This window comes from Bradyrhizobium sp. CIAT3101 (assembly GCF_029714945.1).
GTDB lineage: Bacteria > Pseudomonadota > Alphaproteobacteria > Rhizobiales > Xanthobacteraceae > Bradyrhizobium.
In genome coordinates this window covers 5,252,206-5,272,265 of the sequence record NZ_CP121634.1, presented here as the reverse complement: position 1 = coordinate 5,272,265, position 20,060 = coordinate 5,252,206, and the positions used below count along the sequence as shown (strand labels likewise).

25 protein-coding genes are annotated in these 20,060 nt (G+C 63.8%); 20 read left to right on the top strand and 5 right to left on the bottom strand.

The window, feature by feature from the left end; genetic code table 11:
* Nucleotides 1–36 precede the first annotated feature (36 nt).
* The 7 genes from QA645_RS25070 (at nucleotide 37) to QA645_RS25040 (ending at nucleotide 6,880) form a co-directional block, all read left to right on the top strand.
* Entirely contained in the window at nucleotides 37–588 is a 552-nt protein-coding gene (locus QA645_RS25070; protein ID WP_283044301.1) for a carboxymuconolactone decarboxylase family protein, read from the top strand.
* 110 nt (nucleotides 589–698) lie between these two features.
* Complete coding sequence (locus tag QA645_RS25065) at nucleotides 699–1,325, top strand: PadR family transcriptional regulator (protein WP_283044300.1); 627 nt, start codon at nucleotides 699–701, stop codon at nucleotides 1,323–1,325.
* Between the two features lie 15 nt (nucleotides 1,326–1,340).
* Entirely contained in the window at nucleotides 1,341–1,985 is a 645-nt protein-coding gene (locus QA645_RS25060) for a class I SAM-dependent methyltransferase (protein ID WP_283044299.1), read from the top strand.
* 235 nt (nucleotides 1,986–2,220) lie between these two features.
* Complete coding sequence (locus tag QA645_RS25055; protein WP_254130928.1) at nucleotides 2,221–3,876, top strand: acetolactate synthase large subunit; 1,656 nt, start codon at nucleotides 2,221–2,223, stop codon at nucleotides 3,874–3,876.
* Between the two features lie 108 nt (nucleotides 3,877–3,984).
* Nucleotides 3,985–5,811: a chloride channel protein gene (locus QA645_RS25050; RefSeq protein ID WP_283044298.1), complete on the top strand. Its 1,827-nt coding sequence runs from the start codon at nucleotides 3,985–3,987 to the stop codon at nucleotides 5,809–5,811.
* A gap of 24 nt (nucleotides 5,812–5,835) precedes the next feature.
* Nucleotides 5,836–6,183, top strand: a complete 348-nt coding sequence (locus QA645_RS25045; RefSeq protein WP_254130930.1) for a Lin0512 family protein — start codon at nucleotides 5,836–5,838, stop codon at nucleotides 6,181–6,183.
* Between the two features lie 4 nt (nucleotides 6,184–6,187).
* Nucleotides 6,188–6,880 (top strand): GNAT family N-acetyltransferase, encoded by a 693-nt coding sequence (locus QA645_RS25040; protein ID WP_254130931.1) that lies wholly within the window; start codon nucleotides 6,188–6,190, stop codon nucleotides 6,878–6,880.
* A gap of 31 nt (nucleotides 6,881–6,911) precedes the next feature.
* On the opposite strand, the gene QA645_RS25035 is transcribed toward QA645_RS25040, so the two are convergent.
* Entirely contained in the window at nucleotides 6,912–7,481 is a 570-nt protein-coding gene (locus QA645_RS25035) for a hypothetical protein (protein ID WP_254130932.1), read from the bottom strand.
* A gap of 246 nt (nucleotides 7,482–7,727) precedes the next feature.
* Here QA645_RS25035 and QA645_RS25030 point away from each other — a divergent pair, with 246 nt between their 5' ends.
* The 7 genes from QA645_RS25030 (at nucleotide 7,728) to QA645_RS25000 (ending at nucleotide 11,825) form a co-directional block, all read left to right on the top strand.
* Nucleotides 7,728–8,912, top strand: a complete 1,185-nt coding sequence (locus QA645_RS25030) for a serine hydrolase domain-containing protein (protein ID WP_283044297.1) — start codon at nucleotides 7,728–7,730, stop codon at nucleotides 8,910–8,912.
* A gap of 96 nt (nucleotides 8,913–9,008) precedes the next feature.
* Entirely contained in the window at nucleotides 9,009–9,218 is a 210-nt protein-coding gene (locus tag QA645_RS25025; RefSeq protein ID WP_283044296.1) for a DUF2892 domain-containing protein, read from the top strand.
* The gene (locus tag QA645_RS25020; RefSeq protein ID WP_283053316.1) at nucleotides 9,215–9,736 is read left to right on the top strand and encodes a sigma-70 family RNA polymerase sigma factor; all 522 of its coding nucleotides are present in this window, start codon (nucleotides 9,215–9,217) and stop codon (nucleotides 9,734–9,736) included. Before QA645_RS25025 ends, QA645_RS25020 begins: the two co-directional genes overlap by 4 nt.
* Before the next feature lie 3 nt (nucleotides 9,737–9,739).
* On the top strand, nucleotides 9,740–10,081 hold the full coding sequence (locus QA645_RS25015) for a carboxymuconolactone decarboxylase family protein (protein ID WP_283044295.1): 342 nt from the start codon (nucleotides 9,740–9,742) through the stop codon (nucleotides 10,079–10,081).
* 31 nt (nucleotides 10,082–10,112) lie between these two features.
* Nucleotides 10,113–10,778, top strand: a complete 666-nt coding sequence (locus QA645_RS25010) for a DUF429 domain-containing protein (RefSeq protein ID WP_283044294.1) — start codon at nucleotides 10,113–10,115, stop codon at nucleotides 10,776–10,778.
* A 117-nt stretch (nucleotides 10,779–10,895) separates the two neighbouring features.
* Nucleotides 10,896–11,039, top strand: coding sequence for a hypothetical protein (locus tag QA645_RS25005; protein WP_254130938.1), 144 nt, complete (start codon nucleotides 10,896–10,898; stop codon nucleotides 11,037–11,039).
* A gap of 81 nt (nucleotides 11,040–11,120) precedes the next feature.
* Complete coding sequence (locus QA645_RS25000; protein ID WP_283044293.1) at nucleotides 11,121–11,825, top strand: glutathione S-transferase N-terminal domain-containing protein; 705 nt, start codon at nucleotides 11,121–11,123, stop codon at nucleotides 11,823–11,825.
* Nucleotides 11,826–11,827: 2 nt separating this feature from the next.
* Here the strand turns inward: QA645_RS25000 and QA645_RS24995 are convergent, their stop codons facing one another.
* The 3 genes from QA645_RS24995 to QA645_RS24985 form a co-directional block, all read right to left on the bottom strand.
* Nucleotides 11,828–12,610, bottom strand: a complete 783-nt coding sequence (locus tag QA645_RS24995; protein WP_283044292.1) for a sulfite exporter TauE/SafE family protein — start codon at nucleotides 12,608–12,610, stop codon at nucleotides 11,828–11,830.
* Between the two features lie 3 nt (nucleotides 12,611–12,613).
* Nucleotides 12,614–13,246 (bottom strand): TetR/AcrR family transcriptional regulator, encoded by a 633-nt coding sequence (locus tag QA645_RS24990; protein WP_254130941.1) that lies wholly within the window; start codon nucleotides 13,244–13,246, stop codon nucleotides 12,614–12,616.
* 190 nt (nucleotides 13,247–13,436) lie between these two features.
* A complete protein-coding gene (locus QA645_RS24985) occupies nucleotides 13,437–13,808 on the bottom strand; it encodes a tRNA-binding protein (protein ID WP_128961888.1) in 372 nt (123 codons plus the stop codon).
* A gap of 107 nt (nucleotides 13,809–13,915) precedes the next feature.
* On the opposite strand from QA645_RS24985, the gene QA645_RS24980 reads away from it, so the two are divergent.
* Nucleotides 13,916–14,281, top strand: a complete 366-nt coding sequence (locus tag QA645_RS24980; protein ID WP_254130942.1) for an ArsC family reductase — start codon at nucleotides 13,916–13,918, stop codon at nucleotides 14,279–14,281.
* On the opposite strand, the gene QA645_RS24975 is transcribed toward QA645_RS24980, so the two are convergent.
* Nucleotides 14,278–14,928 (bottom strand): PAS domain-containing protein, encoded by a 651-nt coding sequence (locus QA645_RS24975; protein WP_283044290.1) that lies wholly within the window; start codon nucleotides 14,926–14,928, stop codon nucleotides 14,278–14,280. The two genes, QA645_RS24980 and QA645_RS24975, sit on opposite strands and share 4 nt — an antisense overlap.
* Before the next feature lie 340 nt (nucleotides 14,929–15,268).
* Here QA645_RS24975 and QA645_RS24970 point away from each other — a divergent pair, with 340 nt between their 5' ends.
* The 5 genes from QA645_RS24970 to QA645_RS24950 all read left to right on the top strand — a co-directional run bounded on the left by QA645_RS24970 (nucleotide 15,269) and on the right by QA645_RS24950 (nucleotide 19,937).
* Nucleotides 15,269–16,024 carry an ABC transporter ATP-binding protein gene (locus QA645_RS24970; RefSeq protein ID WP_254130944.1) on the top strand — a complete coding sequence of 252 codons (756 nt, stop codon included), beginning with the start codon at nucleotides 15,269–15,271 and terminating at the stop codon, nucleotides 16,022–16,024.
* Nucleotides 16,017–16,763, top strand: coding sequence for an ABC transporter ATP-binding protein (locus tag QA645_RS24965; RefSeq protein ID WP_254130945.1), 747 nt, complete (start codon nucleotides 16,017–16,019; stop codon nucleotides 16,761–16,763). The genes QA645_RS24970 and QA645_RS24965 overlap by 8 nt, the downstream gene beginning before the upstream one ends.
* A gap of 48 nt (nucleotides 16,764–16,811) precedes the next feature.
* Complete coding sequence (locus tag QA645_RS24960) at nucleotides 16,812–18,032, top strand: ABC transporter substrate-binding protein (RefSeq protein ID WP_283044289.1); 1,221 nt, start codon at nucleotides 16,812–16,814, stop codon at nucleotides 18,030–18,032.
* Nucleotides 18,033–18,103: 71 nt separating this feature from the next.
* A complete protein-coding gene (locus QA645_RS24955; RefSeq protein WP_283044288.1) occupies nucleotides 18,104–18,967 on the top strand; it encodes a branched-chain amino acid ABC transporter permease in 864 nt (287 codons plus the stop codon).
* A 1-nt stretch (nucleotide 18,968) separates the two neighbouring features.
* The gene (locus QA645_RS24950; protein WP_283044287.1) at nucleotides 18,969–19,937 is read left to right on the top strand and encodes a branched-chain amino acid ABC transporter permease; all 969 of its coding nucleotides are present in this window, start codon (nucleotides 18,969–18,971) and stop codon (nucleotides 19,935–19,937) included.
* The last annotated feature ends 123 nt before the right edge of the window (nucleotides 19,938–20,060 follow it).

The window sequence follows — 20,060 nt, the reverse complement described above, 5'->3', positions numbered from 1 at the left end:
TGGCAGCATGCATGTTCCAACCGAGGATGGAATGCCATGTCGCGTGTTTCGATCAAGACCAGGGACGATCTGCCGGAAGCACTGCGCCCCCTGTGGGACAAGATGACGACCTATGGTGCGTTCGAGAACCAGGCCGGTGTGATGGCGCATCGCGCGCCGATCTTCAAGCACATGTGGTCGCTGCTGGTCGATCTCGCCAGCGAAGGCATGATCTCGAAGCGCCATCTCGAGCTGGCGCTGGTCACGGTGTCGCTGCTCAACAAGTGCGATTACTGCGTTTCCCACCACGCGCCAAAACTCGCGGTGCAGGGTGTGTCGGAGGAGGGGGCCGCGCGCCTCATCGACTACAAGGATCACCCCGAGCTCGATGAACGCGACAAGCTGGTCGTCGAATACGCCATCGCCGTCACCAACAACTGGAACAGGACGCGCGACGAGATCTTTGGCCGCCTGCGCATGCACTTCTCGGAAGCGCAGATCGTCGAACTGACCTGGCGCATCACGCTGTGCGGCGCCTTCAATCGCTTCAACGACATTCTCCAGCTCGAGGTCGAGCAGGGCGTTCCCCATAGCGAGGCTGCCGAGTAGCGGCCGGCGGTTGCGGCTTTCCGGCCAGCGATTGGTCACAGATCTGTGATTTGCGTCTCGACTATCGCAAACTATATCGTAAGATATGTTTTGAGAAGGAGACGTAAGATATGTTTGGCAAACACCGAGACCACAGAGACTTTCACTTCGGGCACTTCGCTCATTTCGCCGTGGGCCGGCACGGCGGGCGGCATCGCTTCGGCCGCGGCGGGCATGGCTTTTTCGGGCGCGGCGGCGACGAGTTTCCGGGCGCACGGCGGCTGTCCTCGCAGGACCTTCAGCTCGTGATCCTGGCGCTGCTCGCCGAAAAGCCCGCGCATGGCTACGAGCTGATCAAGATCATCGAGGAGCGTTCGGAGGGGTTTTATACGCCGAGCCCCGGCGTGATCTATCCGGCGCTGATCTATCTCGAGGAGGTCGGCCACACCAGCGTCGCCCAGGATGGCGGCAGAAAACTCTACAGCATCACGCCGCAGGGTGAGGCCTATCTCGCCGAGCAGCGTGGGACCGCTGATGCGATCCTCCAGGCGCTGTCACGGATCGGGCGCCGCATGGACGAGGTGCGCGAGGCCTTTGCCGGCGTCAGCGATCTCGATGCCGATGCCTCCGACGAGCTGCATCGGGCCCGCCACAACCTCAAGCGCGCGCTGCGTTCCAGGCACGGCAGCGACTCCGCCGAGGCGCGTCGCATCGCCGGCATCCTGGAGCGTGCAGCCGCGGAAATTCTCGGCAAGTGACGAGGAAAGCGGGACATGACTGATCAACCGCACAGCCCGATCCGGGATCCGCGCGTCAACGCCGTGATCGCGCGCCTGCAGGGCGCGCGGCAGCGGCCCTCCGGCGGCGGACCGCGCAGCTCTTTCAACAGCCGCGATCCCCACGCCTATGCCGAGCAGGGCTTTTCGATCCATCCCGAGCAAGGCGAGCTGATCTACCTGCTGTGCCGCGGCCTGCGCGCCACACGCGTGGCGGAGTTCGCGACCTCGGTCGGCATGTCGACGCTCTATTTCGCCGCCGCCTTGCGCGACAATGGCGGCGGGAAGGTGATCGGCTCGGAGATCGTGCCGGCCAAGGTCGAGGCCGCCAGGCGTAACCTCGCTGAGGCGGGGTTGGCCGACTATGCCGAGATCCGCGAAGGCGACGCCCGCACGACGCTGCGCGATCTCGGAGGCCCCGTCGATTTCGTCCTGATCGACGGATGGCCGGGCGAGGGTGGTCCCTCGCTCGCCCGTGAAGTGATCGAGATCGTTGCGCCGCAGCTGCTCGTCGGCGGCTATGTCATGAACGACAATGCCGAACCCGATTATCTCGCCTTCATCCGCGATCCCAAAAACGGCTTCGTGTCGATGACGCTGCCGCTCAAGGGCGGCACGGAGCTAAGCCTGAAGGTGAAGTGAGGTCCTCCGCCCACAATACCTTCCGTTGGTGTGCCATCGTTGAACGATGGTCTCGTGCCACGGGCGCAGCAACGCCAAGAGGCGTTGCTGCGCCATGAGAGCGATGGATACGAAGAAAATTCGTGCGCCCTGGCAAGCCAGCTGCATTGTGAGTTGTGCCTGAACGCCACGCCGTTACGATGCGTGCCGAGTTCCTGCGGTGTGCAGGAGCGGACATCGTCACTGGAGAGGCGACATGAGCGAGCAGGAACGCAAAGTCAAAGGATCGGACCTGTTCGTCGCGGCGCTCGAGAACGAAGGCGTCGACCGAATTTTTGGTGTGCCCGGCGAGGAAAACCTCGACCTCGTCGAATCGCTGCGCACCTCGAAGATCGAGCTGGTCCTGACCCGCCATGAGCAAGCGGCCGCCTTCATGGCAGCGACCCACGGCCGGTTGACCGGCAAGCCCGGCGTCTGCCTCTCCACGCTTGGCCCGGGCGCGCTCAACCTGTCGACCGGTGCCGCCTATGCGCATCTCGGCGGGATGCCGATGATCCTCATCACCGGGCAGAAGCCGATCATGAGCAGCCGGCAGGCACGCTTCCAGATCGTGGACGTGGTTGCGACCATGAAGCCGCTGACGAAACTGTCGCGGCAGATCGTCAGCGCCTCCTCGATCCCGACCGTGGTCCGCGATGCCTTCCGGGTGGCGATGGAGGAGCGGCCGGGTCCGGTGCATCTGGAATTGCCCGAGGACATCGCGGGTGATGAGGTGGCTGCTACCCCGGTGATTCCGATTCATCCGATCGAAATCCCCGTTGCGCACCGCGCTGCGCTCGACCGTGCCGCCGAGATGATCCTGGCCGCCAAGCGCCCGCTGGTGATGATGGGCGCTGCGACCAGCCGGCCGCACTCGACCCACGGCATCGCCAGCTTCGTGCGGCGGACCGGCATTCCCTTCTTCACGACGCAGATGGGGAAGGGCACCGTGCCCGGCGGCACCAATCTCTACATGGGCACCGCGGCGCTGTCAGAGCGCGACTATGTCCATGATGCGATCGACGCCGCCGACCTGATCGTGGCGATCGGCCATGATCCGATCGAGAAGCCGCCCTTCATCATGGGGCCGTCGGGCCCGAAGGTCATTCACGTCAGCTACACGTCGGCGAGCGTCGAGCTGGTCTATTTTCCCGACGCCGAGGTCATTGGCGACGTCGGCCCGAGCCTGGAGCTCCTGGCCGACCGGCTCGAGGGCAAGCTGCCCCAGGCAGCGGCGCTGCTGCCGTTGCGCGAGGAGATCCTCAACCACATCGCCGACCGCGCCACCGAGACGCGCTGGCCGCCGACGCCGCAGCGCATCGTGCACGACATCCGCCAGGTCATCCCCGAGAACGGCATCGTCGCGCTCGACAACGGCATGTACAAGATCTGGTTCGCGCGCAACTACCGAACCCGCGTCGCCAACACGCTGCTGCTCGACAACGCGCTGGCGACGATGGGGGCCGGCCTGCCGTCGGCGATGATGGCCGCGATGCTTTATCCCGATCGCCGCGTGCTCGCGGTCGCCGGCGACGGCGGCTTCATGATGAACAGCCAGGAGATGGAAACCGCCGTCCGCCTCAAGCTCAATCTGGTCGTGCTGGTGCTGGAGGACAACGCCTACGGCATGATCCGCTGGAAACAGGCCGTCGACCATTTCGCCGATTACGGCATGACCTTCGGCAATCCCGACTTTGCGCTTTACGCCAAGGCCTATGGCGCCAAGGGCCACCGCATCGCCAGTATCGACAGCTTCGGTCCGACGCTCGATGCCGCCTTCAAGGAGGGCGGCGTGCATTTGGTCGTGATTCCGATCGATTATTCGGAGAACGTGCGGGTGCTGGTCGACGAGCTGCGCGCGCGGCAGAAATAGGAGAAAATTCTCGAAAGTTGCCGGGAGGATCATACCAGCCATTCCTTGATATATATCGTTCTACGATATATTGGCAGGCGCGAAGCATCCTCCCGACAAGAGACATCCATGCGCCAGACCCCCGACATGACCGGCGGCCTCCCGCGGCCTCGCGGCAAGCCCGGAGATTTTACCGCCGACCGCCGCGTGCTGGTCCTGATCGGCATGGCGCTGCTGGTCGGCAGCATCAGTGCCGGGGCCGCCTGGGTGCTGCTGAAGCTGATCGCGCTGGTGACCAATCTGGTCTGGTTCGGCCATGTCAGCGCCGAGAATGTCTCGCTGGCCAATGCCCATCCGGGGATCTGGATGGTGCTGGCGCCGGCGCTGGGCGGTCTCGTGATCGGGTTGATGGCGCGGTTCGGCTCGGAGAAGATCCGCGGCCACGGTATTCCCGAGGCGATCGAGGCGATCCTGATCGGTGGCAGCCGCATGCAGCCGAAGGTCGCGATACTGAAGCCGTTGTCCTCCGCGGTGTCGATCGGCAGCGGCGGTCCGTTCGGCGCCGAGGGACCGATCATCATGACGGGCGGCGCGATCGGATCGATCTTCGCCCAGTGCTTTCATCTAACCGCCGCCGAGCGCAAGACGCTGCTGGTCGCGGGCGCGGCCGCCGGCATGACGGCGATCTTCGGCACGCCGATCGCGGCGGTGCTGCTCGCGGTCGAGCTGCTGCTGTTCGAATGGAAGCCGCGCAGCTTCCTGCCTGTGGTGACGGGGGCGGTGATCTCGGCGGCGTGGCGCCCGCTGCTGTTCGGGACCGGACCGCTGTTTCCGTTCGCGGAGCGGCCGGATCTGCCCTGGTGGGGCCTCGTGGCTGCGATCGGCGTCGGCATCGTCGCCGGCCTGCAATCCGGGCTGATGACGCGGCTGCTCTACGCGATCGAAGACCTGTTCGACCATCTGCCGGTGCACTGGATGTGGTGGCCGATGCTCGGCGGCCTCGTCGTCGGCCTTGGCGGGCTGATTGATCCCCGCGCGCTCGGCGTCGGCTACGACGTCATTGCCGATCTGTTGTCCGGTCACATGGTGCGCGACGAGGCGATCCGGCTGCTGCTGGTGAAGTCCGCGATCTGGGTGATCGCGCTCAGCTCGGGTACCTCGGGCGGCGTGCTGGCGCCGCTGCTGATCCTCGGCGGCACGGCCGGCTGGTTGGAGGGACTGGTGCTGCCCGGTGGCGCATCATTCTGGGCGCTGGTCGGCATGGCCGCGATGATGGGCGGTACGATGCGCTCGCCGCTCACCGGCGTGATGTTCGCGATCGAGCTGACCGGCAATATCGACATGCTGCTGCCGCTACTGGCGGCGACCGGCGCGGCGCACGCCGTCACCGTGCTGTTGCTCAAGCGCTCGATCCTGACCGAGAAGATCGCGCGCCGCGGCCAGCACATCACGCGCGAATACGCGATCGATCCGTTCGAGCTGATGCGCACGGCCGATGTCATGGTCACCAAGGTCGACACGCTGCCGGTCGACATGTCCATCGATGCGGCGGTTGCTTTCTTCACCTCGGATCAGCGCCGTCACAAATCCTATCCCGTCGTCGCCGCCGATGGACGGCTGAACGGCATGGTGACCCGCGCCGACGTGCTGCGCTGGCGCACCGAGGGTGATCATCAGGCGGCGACGCTCGACGACGTCGTGTCGGATACTTCGGTCGTGGTGGCGCATCCCGACGACGTGCTGGGGCGGGTCGCCGATCTCATGGTCGCCTCCGACCTCGGGCGCCTGCCGGTGGTCGATCGCGCCAGCCATCGCGTGGTCGGCCTGGTCGCTCGCAAGGATTTGCTGAGAATTCGCGCGGTCGTGAACGCGCAGGAGGAGGACCGCAACGCATATTTCCTGCGCGAAAAGGCGCTTGTGCCGGAGGCGCGGATCGCGGAAGGTCAGCCCCTCTGAACTCCAGCACCGGCAGGAATGAACATGACTCGCGTTCGCTGTATCACCGAGATGGGCATGGGCGTCGACGTTCACGGCAGGGACGCCACCAAGGCAGCGAAGCGGGCGGTGTCGGATGCGATCCGGCACTCGAGCCTCGGCTTCTTCCGGATGATCGACAAGACCGCGAACGACATGTTCGTCGACGTCACCATCGGCGTGCCCAATCCCGAGGCCGTCGACAAGGAGGCGGTCGCGAAGGAGCTTCCCTACGGCACCGTGACCGTCACCGCGGTCAAGGGCGGGCTGGAGATTCCCTCGGCCACGGAAGTGGCCAATGATCCCATCCTGATCGCCAACGCCGCCGTCATCGTCAGCTTCGACAAGGACTAGGCCGGTGTCCGACAGCGATGTGCGGCTCCTGGACCGTCCGATCTGGAGCGCACTGACGACGAGCCATCGGCATCTGGCCGAAGGCGGGCCGCGCGCGCTGCGCTATCCCCTGGACATGACGCCGTTCGCCGACATGGTCGACATGTCGGCGGCAAGCTTTGCCGCGCTCGGTGATCTCATGTCCGGCTCACAAGTTGCCGCGCTGTTCACGCCTGATACGGTCGATGTTCCCGCGGGCTTCAAGGTCGTGTTGGCCGAAACCGGCGAGCAGATGATCGGCTCGCCCGCGGATAGCCCGTTGCGCGATGCCGAGATCGTCACGCTTGGTGCGGCCGACGTTCCCGCGATGATGGCGCTGACGGCGCTGACCAAGCCCGGGCCGTTTGCATTGCGAACGCATGAGCTCGGTACGTTCCTCGGCATTCGCGTCGACGGCGAGCTGGTCGCGATGACGGGCGAGCGGATGAAGCCGGGGAAGTTCGTCGAGATGACCGCGGTCTGCGTTCATCCCGACTATCGCGGGCGCGGCTATGCGCAGGCGCTGCTCGCCGCGGTCGCGCGCCAGATCGAGGCGCGCGGCGAGATTCCGTTCCTGCACGTATTCTCCCACAACACGTCCGCCATCGCGCTCTATCAGCGCCAGGGCATGCACATCCGCCGTCGTCTGCACGTCACGGCGTTCATGAAGCAGGAATGACGGCCCGGCGGCCTGCGCCGGGCCGCGCATCCTAGGTCGTGTAGTCGACGAGCAGCGCGCTCGATGCGTTGGAGGACGCCGAGTTGCCGTTGGAGCCATAGGATGTCGACTGGCTGGTTGCGTTCTGGAGCAGCGAGATCAACTCCTTCATCAGCTCTGCGGTGGTGGCCGAAGACGAGCTGGACGAGGAATCGGACGACGAGGTCGAGTCGGTGCTGCCAGTGCTGCTCGTGCTCGACGAATCGCTGCTGCCATCGGGCGGTGGCGGCGGTCCGCCGGCGCCATTGGCACTGCCGGAGAAGGTGTTGGCGAACACGTTCTTCAGCTCACTGGCCTGGTCGCTGGTCAGCTTGCCGCTCGACACCTCGTTCTGGATGAGGTCGTCGATCTTGGACTGCATCTCGTCGGCCGAGGGCGGCGACGAGGAGCTGGCGCTGGATGCGCTGCTCTTCATCGCCGAGTCGATATCGTCGAGCGCGGACGACAGCGCGGATTCATCGCTCGACGAGATGGTGCCCGCCGAGACTTCCTTGGTGAGCTCGCTCTTAAGGCGGTCGAGTGGGGAGTAGGAATTGGTGGTCGTTGCGGAGATCGAGGTCATTGCCGGTCATCCTTGATGAAATTGAAGATACGCTGAACATGGGTGTGAGGCTAAAGGTCGCGCGCTTAATGAGATCTTGCCGTAGGGATTGCTGGCGTTTTCGTTGTGTTGCTCGCGCCGAGGCGAACATGCGGTGAAACAAAAATGCGGGTGTTGACGGCGCCGGCCGCGCCTTGCGCGAACAGGCTTCCCCGCAGCCGATTCGTTGCTATATCCATCGCCATCATCTCGGGAAGGGACCGGCTCATGGATGCCAGAACGACAGATTTTTCCGCCGCGCGGACAGCGATGCAGCGCTACGTCGATCAGGAGATCGTCCCCGGCGTGTCCTGGGCAGTGCTACGCGGGCGCGAGGTGGTCGATCAGCAATGCGTCGGCTTTGCCGATCGCGAGGCGAAGACGGCGCTCCGGCCGGACCATATCTTTCGCGCGTTCTCCAACACCAAGATCTTCGTCACCTCCGCGATCATGCTGCTGCTCGAAGAGGGCCGCATCGGGCTCGATGATCCAATCGAGAAATTCCTGCCGCAGCTTGGCAATCGCAAGGTGCTGAAGCAGGGGGCTTCGAGCCTCGCCGATGTCGAGCCGGCGAAGACCCCGATCACGATCCGGCACCTCCTGACCCACACCTCGGGCCTCAGCTACGGCATCTTCGATCCCGGCACCGTGCTGTTCAAAGGCTACAACGATGCGCGCGTGCTCAATCCGTTGACGCCTCTGACCGACATGATCGACAAGCTTGCCGATCTTCCGCTGTCCTACCATCCCGGTACCAGCTGGGAATATTCGGTGGCGACCGACGTGCTCGGTCGCGTCGTCGAGGTCGTCTCGGGAAAACCTCTCGACGCCTTCTTCAAGGCACGCATCTTCGATCCGCTCGGCATGACCGATACCGGCTTCTCGGTGCCCGAAGCGCAGCAGGGCAGACTGGTCGCGCACTACACCGGCGCGGACGTGCTCGATCCGACCAGGCCGGGCCTCACCCGCGCCGACGATCTGCCTTACCCGCAGGCCTATCGACGGCCGTTCCCGCGGCTGTCGGGCGGTGGTGGGCTGGTCTCGACGCTGCCGGACATGCTCGCGCTGGTGCGTGCGCTGGTGCCCGGACCGGAGGCGCTGCTGAAGCCTGAGACGCTGCGGCAGATGATGACCAACCAGTTGCCGGCGGGCCAGACCATCCGCTTTGCCAATCTTGGGCCGATGCCGGGCAAGGGCTTTGGCCTCGGCGGCGCCGTGACCTTCGCGCCGACGCAATTCGATCCTCCGAATTCCACGGGCGAATTCCAGTGGGGCGGGCTTGCCGGCACCCATTGGTGGATCTGCCCTGAGGCCAACACCGCCGGCGTCCTGATGGCGCAGCGCCACATGGGCTTCTGGAATCCGTTCTTCTTCGAGTTCAAGCGCCTGGCCTACCAAGCGGTCGGAGGCTGACCGCAAAAAAAATTGCAGGCAGCCGCGAATCCTTTTGCGCGATCGCGCCCTCTTCACGGTCGAGGCATTCCGTCTCGGCTCGTGTTGGAGGATGTGATGGCATTTTACAGGAGGAATATCGGCGGCCTGCACCAGGCGGTGCGGGTGGTCGCCGGAATCGCCGTAGCGATCGCGGCATTGGTTCATCTCACCGGTGCGCCGGCATGGCTGGTCGCGCTCGGCGGCGCCGGCTTCGCGCTGACCGGCCTCGTCGGCTATTGCCCGATGTGCGCGATGGCCGGCATCGGCAGGGGAGGCGTGTCGTGAGTGCTGCGGCGATCTCTTCAAACCTGTTCGAGGCGGCCCGGCTCGGCGATCCCCAGGCGATCGCGGTTCTGCTCGAGACGGCACAGCCGGATATCCGCCGTTACGCACGCGCGACCTGCCGCAATTCGGCGGACGCCGAGGACGCGGCGCAGGAAGCGTTGTGGATCCTGAGCCGGCATGTCGGCGCGATCCGTTCACTGCTCGCATTTTCGGCGTGGCTGTTCAGCGTGGTCCGGCGCGAATGCCTGCGCCTCGCGCGCAAGGCGGGTTTGGCCCGGTCGATCGACGAGAGCCAGGCGGAGGCCGCGCTGCTGTCGCGCCCAGAGGCCGATCTGCGGCTCGACGTGGCCGCGGCCTTCGAGGCGCTGCCGCTGCATTACCGCGATGTCGCGCTGATGCGCGATGTCAAGGAAATGACCATCGATGAAATCGCCGAGGCGCTCGGCGCAACGCGACAGACCGTGAAAGCGCGCCTGCATCGCGCCCGCGCCCTGATGCGCGAATATCTGACGAGGTGAGCCATGACCGATTATCAAACCCCTGACGATCTGAAGTCGATCCCGGCCTTCGTCGCGCTGGCGCCAATCGAGGCCAATGCGTTCCTCGCGTTCAACCACGCGGTCGAGCGCCACGACGGATTGATCCCGCCGAAATATCGCGAGCTGATCTCGCTCGCCGTCGCGCTCACCACGCAATGTGCCTATTGCCTCGATGTGCATACGGCGCAGGCCGCGAAAGCCGGTGCCTCGCGCGAAGAGGTGGCGGAAGCTGCGCTGATCGCAGCCGCCGTGCGCGCCGGCGGCACGCTCGGCCATGCGCTGCTGGCACAACGGCTGTTCGAGGGGCATCGGGGCGCTGGATGAGCGAGTATTGGTGGAAGGCGGGACCGGACGCGTGAACAACTATCTCGGTCTCGACGGATTTCGTTTCGGCTGGGTCGCCGCGTGGATCGATGATCGCGGCGATCACGGTTTCGATTATTCGCCGGGCCTTTCGCGCCTACTCTCGATGCCGCATGCGCGTACGATGATCGATATGCCGATCGGGTTGAAGCCGACCGGCTATCGAACATGCGATCTGCGTGCACGCGAAATGGTGGGCCCGGCGGTGTTTCTCGGGGCCCGCCGCGATCTCTGGTTATTTTCCGACATGGCGTCGGCCAATCGGCATTATTGGGAGCACGAAGGCAAGGGCAGGGGTGTCTCGGCGCAGCTCTGGAACATCAGGGACAAGATCAGGGACGTCGACGCGATCATGACGCCGTCGCGGCAAGCGACAATCGGCGAAGCGCATCCGGAGTTGATTTTCTGGAATCTCTCAGGGCGTATCCGGCTTGCGAGGAAGACATCGGCGCAAGGCCGCGAGCAACGCATCGCGCTGCTGGCGCAGCGCGGCTTCACGCGCTTGCCGAAATGGCTGACGCAGCGGCACGGCACCGGCATTGGCCGCGACGATCTCATCGATGCCTGCGCCTGCGCGGTCGCGGCGCGGGACAGCAGGCAGCGCGTCGGCGGGGATGAGATCGATCCGCGCGGGCTGCGCATGGAGATCAATTACTGAGGGCGTCGGGCTGCAGGCCGAACTCGGGAAAAACAGGCAAATTATTTGAACCATGGAGGAACTGGCGATGGCCGGCGCGCGTTCCCCGTGCGAACCGAATTGAGAGAAGCTCGTGCGATGAATGATGCCAGCCAGTTCGCGACAGCGATGCTCGCGCTCGTTTTCACCGGAGCATTGCTCGTCACCGGGCAACTCTTCATCGAGCAGCGCGCCCAGCGCGAAGCGCTCTACGCCACCAATCATTTGCTGCGGCCGTTGTAGTTTGACTGAATGACCCGGCCTTGCGCCGTTCGATGGCTCGCCTAGATTAAGCGCCATCTCACGCATGAAGCCGGGGTTCCGATGTCCGATTTGTCCGCATTTCCGATCACCAAGCGCTGGCCTGCCAAGCATCCGGAGTTGCTCCAGCTCTATTCGCTGCCGACGCCGAACGGCGTCAAGGTTTCGATCATGCTGGAGGAGATCGGGCTGCCTTACGAGGTTCATCTCGTCGACTTCGGCAAGGACGACCAGAAGACGGCGGAATTCCTCTCGCTCAATCCCAACGGCAAGATCCCGGCGATCCTCGATCCCAACGGTCCCGGCGGCAGGCCGCTGCCGCTGTTCGAGTCCGGTGCGATTCTGCAATATCTCGCGGAGAAGACCGGCAAGCTGCTGCCGCAGGACGCCGCCCGGCGCTACCAGGCGATCCAGTGGGTGCACTTCCAGATGGGCGGCATCGGGCCGATGTTCGGCCAGGTCGGCTTCTTCAACAAATTCGCCGGCAAGGATTTTGAGGACAAGCGCCCGCTGGAGCGTTACGTGGGCGAGTCCAAGCGCCTGCTCGGCGTGATGGAGACGCATCTCGCCGGACGGCAATGGTTCATGGATGACGACTACACCATCGCCGACATCTCCATGCTTGGCTGGGTACGCAACCTCATCGGCTTTTACGGTGCCGGCGATCTCGTCGCATTCAGCCAATTCAAGTCGGTCGCGGCCTGGCTTGAGCGCGGGCTAGCCCGTCCGGCCGTTGAGCGCGGATTGAATATTCCGAAGCGGCCTTGAAGCTAGCCCAGCGCCTTGTAGGTCATGTAGAGCGCCATCAGCACGACGAGGGCGATCATCGTCTGGCGCAGCACCGCCTTGCTGGCGCCGTTCGCCGCCCGTGCGCCGAGATCGGTGCCGACCCAGAGGCCGGCGATAATGCCGATGATGGCCGGCCAGCCGACCATCAGTCCCTTGCTCCAGTAGATCCAGGCGGCCGGAATGTTGGTCGGGATCACCGAGAAGATGAGGCTGATGAGTTGGGCCTGATGCTGCGGCACGCGCAGGCCCGCGGCGAGGCCGACCGTGATCGCAAGTCCGCCGCCGATGCCCATGAAACCGGAGGAGAAGCCGGCAAGCACGCCGATGAGCAGCAGGGGGAGCCAGGGCAGGTGGTCCTGATCAGTGGTGGGGCTGCTACCGTCCTTGCGGTCACGACGCAGGATCAGAAGCGCGATGAGAGCGACCAGGTAGGCGACGTAGGTCCATTGCAGCACCGCGTCGGAGACGGCGGCCGCGGCGTAGCCGCCGCCCGCGCCGCCGATCAGAAATCCGACGCCGATCCAGACAATCCACAGTAACGGGCTGTGATTGCCGCTTTGCCAGTAACGACGTACGCCGGCGAGACCTGTCGGCGGGACCTGCGTGATCAGCGAGGTTCCTTGGGCGACGTGCTGCTCGGCGCCGAGCAGCAGCACCGTGAAGATGACGAGGCCGCCGCCCGGGCTCGTGCCCATGAAGCCCGAGGTCAGTCCGCCGATGAGACCGACGCCGGCACCGGCGAGGAGGTCGTGGATTGCCGACATCGTTCACGTCCTCGTTCGTCGCTTGATGTCGGGCTTGGCCGTACGAAAGCCATCGATCACGCCGGTCACAGTCGCCATGCAGGCGGCGACGTCAAAATCCTCGCCCCAGCATTTTTGCAGCACAAAGCCCTGGAAGATCGCCACCAGCACGCGCGAGATCGCATCGGCGCCGAGATCGTGCTTGATCAGGCCGTCGTGCTGGCCGCGTTCGACCAGCGCCACGATCAGCGCGCGCGGCATGTCGATGCCTTCGACAACGCTGGTGCGGACGCGGCGGTTGCGCAGCGCCTCGGCCCAGCCATGGATGCCGACGCGGCGCCGCGCTTCGCCGGCGGGATCGGTCAGCCATTGCGCGTAGACGCGCACCAGCGCGTGCAATCCTTCGATCGGATCGCCCGAGCCTTGCGCGACCGAGTTGAGGACGGCCTCGCGGCGATGCCGGTCGTCGGCCAGCGCCTCGATCAGATCGTCCTTGCTCTGGAAGTAGAGATAGACCGCGCCGTGGCTCAGGCCGGACCGCTTGACGATATCGGCCATGCCGGTCTGGTGAAATCCGTCTTCGGAGAAGCAGGCGAGCGCGGCTTCGAGGATCTGCTGGCGCCGGTCTTCACGCTTCTTGTCGCTGATCTTGGGCATCCGTCCCGTCCGTAAATAACTGACCGAGCGATCGTTTTAGGAGGCAGCCAGAAATGGCTCCCACGAAGCTTACCTTAATAAAAAACGATCAGTCAGTCATTTTTAATGGCAAGGCGGTTTCCGGTCAAGTCCGGGCGATTGAGCCGAAGAAACCGGACGAGATCTGAGAGAGTCCGCGAAGGCGATTCCGCTAGAACAGTCGCCCGCCGTTCGGCACCGGCTTGCTCGGCTGCATCAGCACGACCTTGCCGTCGGCATCGGGGAAGCCGAGCGTCAGCACCTCCGAGACGACAGGCCCGATCTGGCGCGGCGGGAAATTGACGACGGCCGCGACCTGCTGTCCGACCAACGTCTCGAGCGGATGGTTCTCGGTGATCTGCGCCGAGCTCTTGCGCACGCCGATGGCCGGGCCGAAGTCGATCCAAAGCCGCCAGGCCGGCTTGCGCGCCTCGGGAAACGGCTTTGCGTCGACGATGGTGCCGACGCGGATATCGACCGCGAGGAATGTGTTGAAGTCGATGGTCGGCGAGGCGGATGCCGCGGGATCGTGGGTCACGTGCATGATGTGTCCGTTCGGAAGAGGTCGAAAGCGTCTTTGGCAATATTGTCGCGCGAACCGGAGTTTCGTACAACGCCACAGCACGTCACGACGCATGCGCGAGGATCGTCTTGCCCAACATCATCTACGGCATCAAGAACTGCGACACCATGAAGAAGGCGCGCGCCTGGCTTGACGGTCACGGCGTCGCCTACGAGTTCCACGACTACAAGGCCGCCGGCGTCGAGAAGGACAAGCTCAAGCAATGGAGCGACAAGGTCGGCTGGGAGACGTTGCTCAATCGCGCCGGCACCACCTTCAAGAAGTTGCCGGACGCCGACAAGGAAGGTCTGACCGAGAAGAAGGCCCTGGCCTTGATGCTAGCGCAACCATCGATGATCAAGCGGCCGGTGCTCGACATCGGCGGCAAGCTGCTGGTCGGCTTCAAGCCTGATATCTACGACAAGGAAGTCGGCGCCAAATCGCGCAAAAGCTAATTCAGCTCGATGATTTCGGCGGTGATATCAGGACCGCCGGGCTGATCGGCGAATTCGACGACGTCAGCGGCGGCGATGCGTCCGGGGGCGCGGTGAAACAGTTCGCGGTCGATCACCGTGCGCAGTTTCGGCCGCGGCAGCGCGTCATTTCCGCGCAGCAGATTCTTGATCTCGAAGCCGCCGTCCTCGCAGAAGGTCTTGAGCGAAGCGATGACGTGACTGACCTTGTCGTCGGTCAGGAAGGGCAGCAACAGCCGTTCATAGGCGACGACGCGGCCGTAGATGTCGTCGACCTCGGCAACGCTGTAGACCGGAAGGCCGCGGGCGACGCATTCGTGGTAGACCGGCATGACGAAGGGCGCGAGCCGCGGCCCGACATAATCCTCCAGCAGGATTCCCTTGCCGGTATGGCCATAAGCGCGCGAAATCCGTGTGCCCTCGCTCTGAATGGTCAGGCGAGGCGTCGCCGGCGAATTGTCCACCGTGTAGTAGATGAGATCGGACAGCTCTTCCTCGAGTCGCGCGGGCTGATACTCCCAGATCGCCGGCGCAGCCTGCTGGCGCGCATAAAGTCGCAGCCACGTGTTGAGCAGGTCACGCTGCTTGATCGATTTGACGACGGAGGGAGCGGCGCTGGCGAAATCCAAAACAATATTCCCGGCGAATGAAACCCGCACATGATCGCCACGGTGGGGAAATTTTTGATGAAGGCTGGCGCGCGGGACCAAAGACCGTTAACGACGGCTTGATGACCGGTGTCTTGCGAACCGGAAGGCCGGCAGGCGCAACATCACAAAACCTCCAACTAAGGGAGCATAAGACTCCCGGCCGGAGGCCTGACCTGCTCAGCTTTCCGCCTTGCCTAACCCCCGTCACCTCCGGCATATTCCGCGCCCGGAGGCGGCGTTCCGGGAAGGCTCCAAGGCCTCCGGAAAGCCGAAGTAACAAGGACAGCCACGCGTATTGCGCGGGCAGGGGGAAATCTGTTTGGCCGATGAGTTCATTCTCGAAACGGAAGGCTTGACCAAGGAGTTCGCGGGCTTCTTCGCCGTCCGCGACGTTGCGCTCAAGGTCCGCCGTGGGAGTATTCACGCGTTGATCGGCCCGAACGGCGCCGGCAAGACGACGTGCTTCAATCTTCTGACCAAGTTCCTCAAACCGTCTGCCGGAAAAATCCTGTACAAGGGACAGGACATCACCGCGATGGCACCCGCCGATGTTGCGCGCCTGGGGCTGGTGCGTTCGTTCCAGATCTCGGCGGTGTTTCCGCACCTGACCGCGCTGGAAAACGTCCGTGTTGCGCTCCAGCGTCAGCACGGCAGCTCGTTTGATTTCTGGCGTTCGAAATCGGTGCTCAACCGTTTCAACAACCGCGCGCTGGAATTGTTGAACGATGTCGGCCTCAGCGAATTTGCCAATACGCCGGCGGTCGAGATGCCCTACGGGCGCAAGCGCGCGCTCGAGATCGCGACCACGCTGGCGCTCGATCCGGAGATGATGCTGCTGGACGAGCCGATGGCCGGCATGGGCCACGAGGACATCGACAAGATCGCAGCGCTGATCAAGCGTATCTCGGCGAAGTACACCATCCTGATGGTCGAGCACAATTTGAGCGTCGTGGCCAATCTCTCCGACATCATCACCGTGCTGACGCGCGGGCAGGTGCTCGCCCAGGGCAATTACGCCGATCTCACCAAGGACGAGCGCGTCAAGGAAGCCTATCTGGGAGCTGGTCATGCCTGAGACTGCAATGGCCGAAGCTCCGGCGAAGGCCGCAACCGGCGGTAACATCCTCCAGGTCCGGAACTTGGAGGCCTGGTACGGCGAATCCCACATCCTGCACGGGATCAATTTCGACGTGAACGCGGGCGAGGTCGTCACGCTGCTGGGGCGCAACGGCGCCGGCAAGACCACCACGCTGAAGTCGATCATGGGCATCATCGGCAAGCGTGCCGGCTCGATCAAATTCAACAACCAGGACATCATCCGCGCGACCTCCGACAAGATCGCGCGGATGGGCATCGCGTTCTGCCCGGAAGAGCGGGGGATTTTCTCCAGTCTCGACGTGCGGGAGAATTTATTGCTGCCGCCGGTGGTGCGCCCGGGCGGACTGCCGCTCGAACAGATCTTCGATCTGTTTCCGAACCTGAAGGAGCGGCTCAACAGCCAGGGTACCAAGCTGTCCGGCGGCGAGCAGCAGATGCTCGCAATCGCGCGCATCCTGCGCACCGGCGCCAGCTTCCTGATGCTCGACGAGCCGACCGAAGGTCTTGCGCCTGTCATCATTCAGCAGATCGGTCACACCATTGCGCGGCTGAAGAAGGAAGGTTTCACGATCCTTCTGGTCGAGCAGAACTTCCGGTTCGCATCCACCGTTGCCGACCGCTATTACGTCGTCGAGCACGGCAAGATCATTGACGGATTTTCCAATGCGGAGCTTGCCGCCAACATGGACAAGCTCCACACCTATCTCGGCGTCTAGTCCGGCCAGAGGTCGGACGGTCACGAGAAGATTCACGAGGGAAGTAGCATGAAAAAGTCGATTGCATCGTTGTTGCTCGGCACGGCGTTGGCCGTTACCACCGCTGGCGCGGCTTTCGCGCAGGACAAGACGGTCAAGATCGGCGCGCTGTCCGATCAGTCCGGTCTCTATGCGGACCTCGGTGGGCCCGGCTCGACGCTCGCAGCCCAGATGGCGGTGGAAGATTCCGGCCTCGCCGCGAAGGGCTGGAAGATCGACATCATCTCGGGCGATCACCAGAACAAGCCGGATATCGGCACCGCCATCGCAAGGCAGTGGTTCGACGTCGACAAGGTCGACATCATCGTCGACGTGCCGAATTCCGGCGTGGCGCTCGCGGTCAACAACGTCGTGAAGGAAAAGAACGGCGTCTACATCAATTCGGGCGCGGCGACCTCCGATCTCACCAACGCGCAGTGCTCGCCCAACACCGTGCACTGGACCTACGACACCTACATGCTGGCCCACACCACGGGCCAGGCCCTGGTGAAGGCCGGCGGCGACACCTGGTTCTTCCTGACCGCGGACTACGCCTTCGGTGCGGCGCTTGAGCGCGACACCACCGCCGTCATCACCGCCAACGGCGGCAAGGTCGTCGGCGGCGTCAAGCATCCGCTCAACACGCCGGACTTCTCGTCCTTCCTGCTGCAGGCGCAGGCCTCCAAGGCCAAGATCATCGGCCTTGCCAATGCCGGCGGCGACACCACCAATACGATCAAGCAGGCGGCCGAGTTCGGCATCGTCAAGGGCGGTCAGAAGCTCGCGGCGCTGCTCTTGTTCCTCACCGACGTCAAGGCGATCGGCCTGGAGACCGCGCAGGGCCTGAACTTCACCGAGACCTTCTACTGGGACATGAACGACCAGACCCGGGCTTTCTCCAAGCGGTTCTCGGAGAAAATGAAGAACGGCGCGATGCCGACCATGGTGCAGGCGGGTGTCTATGCGGGCGTGCGCCACTATCTCAAGGCGCTGGACGGGCTCGGCGGCAATCCTCATGACGGTGTCAAGGTCGTCGAGAAGATGAAGTCGATGCCGACGGAAGACGATCTGTTCGGCAAGGGTGAGATCCAGCCCAACGGCCGCACCATCCACAACGCCTATCTGTTCGAGGTGAAGAAGCCCTCCGAGTCCAAGGGACCGTGGGACTTCTACAAGCTCGTCGGCACGGTGCCGGGCGATCAGGCCTTCACGCCGCTCTCCGAGAGCAAGTGCGCGCTGCTTAAGAAGTGAGACCAACAGCCCGCCGGCGATGACCGGCGGGCGCTACTTTGGGAACGCCGAAGGGACTGGGTGCTGGATCGATGCAGGCTCTCTACGCACAGCTACTGGTGGGACTGATCAACGGCTCGTTCTACGCGCTGCTCAGTCTCGGGCTCGCCGTCATCTTCGGCATGCTCAACATCATCAATTTCGCCCATGGTGCGCTCTACATGATGGGCGCCTTCGTCGCCTATTTCCTGCTGAACCTCGGCGGCATCAGCTACTGGTGGGCGCTGCTGCTGGCGCCGATCATCGTCGGCATCTTCGGCATGATTCTGGAACGGACCATGCTGAAATTCCTGACCGGGCTCGACCATCTCTATGGTCTGCTGCTGACCTTCGGCATCGCGCTGATCGTGCAGGGCGTGTTCCAGAATTTTTTCGGGTCCTCCGGCCTGCCTTATGCCATTCCGGATCAGCTCAAGGGCGGCATGAATCTCGGCTTCATGTTCCTGCCGATCTATCGCGGCTGGGTGGTCATCTTCTCGCTGGTGGTGTGTCTTGCGACCTGGTTCCTGATCGAGAAGACGCGGCTCGGCGCTTATCTGCGCGCGGCCACTGAAAACCCGACGCTCGTGCGCGCCTTCGGAATCAACGTGCCGCGCATGATCACGCTGACTTACGGATTGGGCGTCGGCCTGGCCGCGCTCGCCGGCGTGCTCTCGGCGCCGATCAACCAGGTGCGGCCGCTGATGGGCGCCGACCTGATCATCGTGGTCTTTGCGGTGGTGGTGATCGGCGGCATGGGATCGATCATGGGCTCCATCATCACCGGCTTCGCGCTCGGTGTGATCGAGGGCCTGACCAAATATTTCTACCCCGAGGCCTCCAACACCGTCGTGTTCGTGCTGATGGTGCTGGTGCTCTTGGTGAAGCCAACGGGATTGACGGGAAGGGCAGCCTGATATGACAGCCTTGACGGACGACACGCTGCCGGTAGCTCCGCGGGCGATGCGCGACGAGATGATCGTCTTCGTGGTGATGGCGCTGCTGCTGGCCTCGGTGCCTTTCAGCGGCATCTATCCGTTCTTCGTGATGCAGGCGCTGTGCTTTGCGCTGCTTGCCTGCGCCTTCAATCTCTTGATCGGCTATGGCGGTCTGTTGTCGTTTGGCCATGCGATGTTCATGGGCACCGCGGGCTATTGCAGCGCGCACGCGCTGAAAGTATGGGCGCTGCCGCCTGAACTCGGCATCCTCGTCGGCATAGCCGCCGCGTTCGGGCTGTCGCTCATCACCGGCTACATCTCGATCCGCCGCCAGGGCATCTATTTCTCGATGATCACGCTGGCGCTGTCGCAGCTTCTGTACTTCATCTATCTGCAGGCGCCGTTCACCCATGGCGAGGACGGCATCCAGGGCATTCCGCAGGGGCGGATGTTCGGTGTGCTCGACCTGTCGAAGCCGACCGTGCTCTATTACGTCGTGCTGGTTGGCTTCCTTGCGGGCTTCCTGCTGATCTATCGCATCATCAACTCGCCGTTCGGCGAGGTCCTGAAGTCGATCCGCGAGAACGAGCCGCGCGCCATCTCGCTCGGCTACAGGACCGATCAGTACAAGTTCCTGGCGTTTGTCCTGTCGGGGACGCTGGCGGGCTTTGCCGGCGCGCTGAAAGTGTTCGTGGCGCAGAATGCCTCGCTCACCGACGTGCACTGGTCGATGTCGGGCGAAGTCGTGCTGATGACGCTGGTTGGCGGTCTCGGTACCGTCTTCGGTCCCGTGGTCGGCGCCTTCGCGATCATCGCCATGCAGCAATATCTGGCCGGCTTCGGCCAGTGGGTGACGGTGATCCAGGGCTCGATCTTCGTGATCTGCGTGCTCACCTTCCGCCGTGGTGTCGTCGGCGAATTTGCCCATTACTTCCGGCGGTCGCTCTAAATCACTGATATCGCACCAATTCCGTTGGTGCGTAAATCCGGTGGATGATCCGGCTCCGCGGGCGTGAGATGACACGCGCGCGGAACGAAAATGGTCTATGACAGTTTTGTGACGATCCGTTCG

Coding starts and splice junctions, on each gene's coding strand:
- QA645_RS25050 (WP_283044298.1), top strand. CDS start 3,985: ATGCGCCAGACCCCCGACATGACCGGCGGCCTCCCGCGGCCTCGCGGC.
- QA645_RS24960 (WP_283044289.1), top strand. CDS start 16,812: ATGAAAAAGTCGATTGCATCGTTGTTGCTCGGCACGGCGTTGGCCGTT.
- QA645_RS24985 (WP_128961888.1), bottom strand. CDS start 13,808: ATGCACGTGACCCACGATCCCGCGGCATCCGCCTCGCCGACCATCGAC.
- QA645_RS25055 (WP_254130928.1), top strand. CDS start 2,221: ATGAGCGAGCAGGAACGCAAAGTCAAAGGATCGGACCTGTTCGTCGCG.
- QA645_RS24950 (WP_283044287.1), top strand. CDS start 18,969: ATGACAGCCTTGACGGACGACACGCTGCCGGTAGCTCCGCGGGCGATG.
- QA645_RS25000 (WP_283044293.1), top strand. CDS start 11,121: ATGTCCGATTTGTCCGCATTTCCGATCACCAAGCGCTGGCCTGCCAAG.
- QA645_RS24965 (WP_254130945.1), top strand. CDS start 16,017: ATGCCTGAGACTGCAATGGCCGAAGCTCCGGCGAAGGCCGCAACCGGC.
- QA645_RS25005 (WP_254130938.1), top strand. CDS start 10,896: ATGAATGATGCCAGCCAGTTCGCGACAGCGATGCTCGCGCTCGTTTTC.
- QA645_RS25030 (WP_283044297.1), top strand. CDS start 7,728: ATGGATGCCAGAACGACAGATTTTTCCGCCGCGCGGACAGCGATGCAG.
- QA645_RS25025 (WP_283044296.1), top strand. CDS start 9,009: ATGGCATTTTACAGGAGGAATATCGGCGGCCTGCACCAGGCGGTGCGG.
- QA645_RS25070 (WP_283044301.1), top strand. CDS start 37: ATGTCGCGTGTTTCGATCAAGACCAGGGACGATCTGCCGGAAGCACTG.
- QA645_RS25060 (WP_283044299.1), top strand. CDS start 1,341: ATGACTGATCAACCGCACAGCCCGATCCGGGATCCGCGCGTCAACGCC.
- QA645_RS25065 (WP_283044300.1), top strand. CDS start 699: ATGTTTGGCAAACACCGAGACCACAGAGACTTTCACTTCGGGCACTTC.
- QA645_RS25045 (WP_254130930.1), top strand. CDS start 5,836: ATGACTCGCGTTCGCTGTATCACCGAGATGGGCATGGGCGTCGACGTT.
- QA645_RS24995 (WP_283044292.1), bottom strand. CDS start 12,610: ATGTCGGCAATCCACGACCTCCTCGCCGGTGCCGGCGTCGGTCTCATC.
- QA645_RS25035 (WP_254130932.1), bottom strand. CDS start 7,481: ATGACCTCGATCTCCGCAACGACCACCAATTCCTACTCCCCACTCGAC.
- QA645_RS25015 (WP_283044295.1), top strand. CDS start 9,740: ATGACCGATTATCAAACCCCTGACGATCTGAAGTCGATCCCGGCCTTC.
- QA645_RS24990 (WP_254130941.1), bottom strand. CDS start 13,246: ATGCCCAAGATCAGCGACAAGAAGCGTGAAGACCGGCGCCAGCAGATC.
- QA645_RS24955 (WP_283044288.1), top strand. CDS start 18,104: ATGCAGGCTCTCTACGCACAGCTACTGGTGGGACTGATCAACGGCTCG.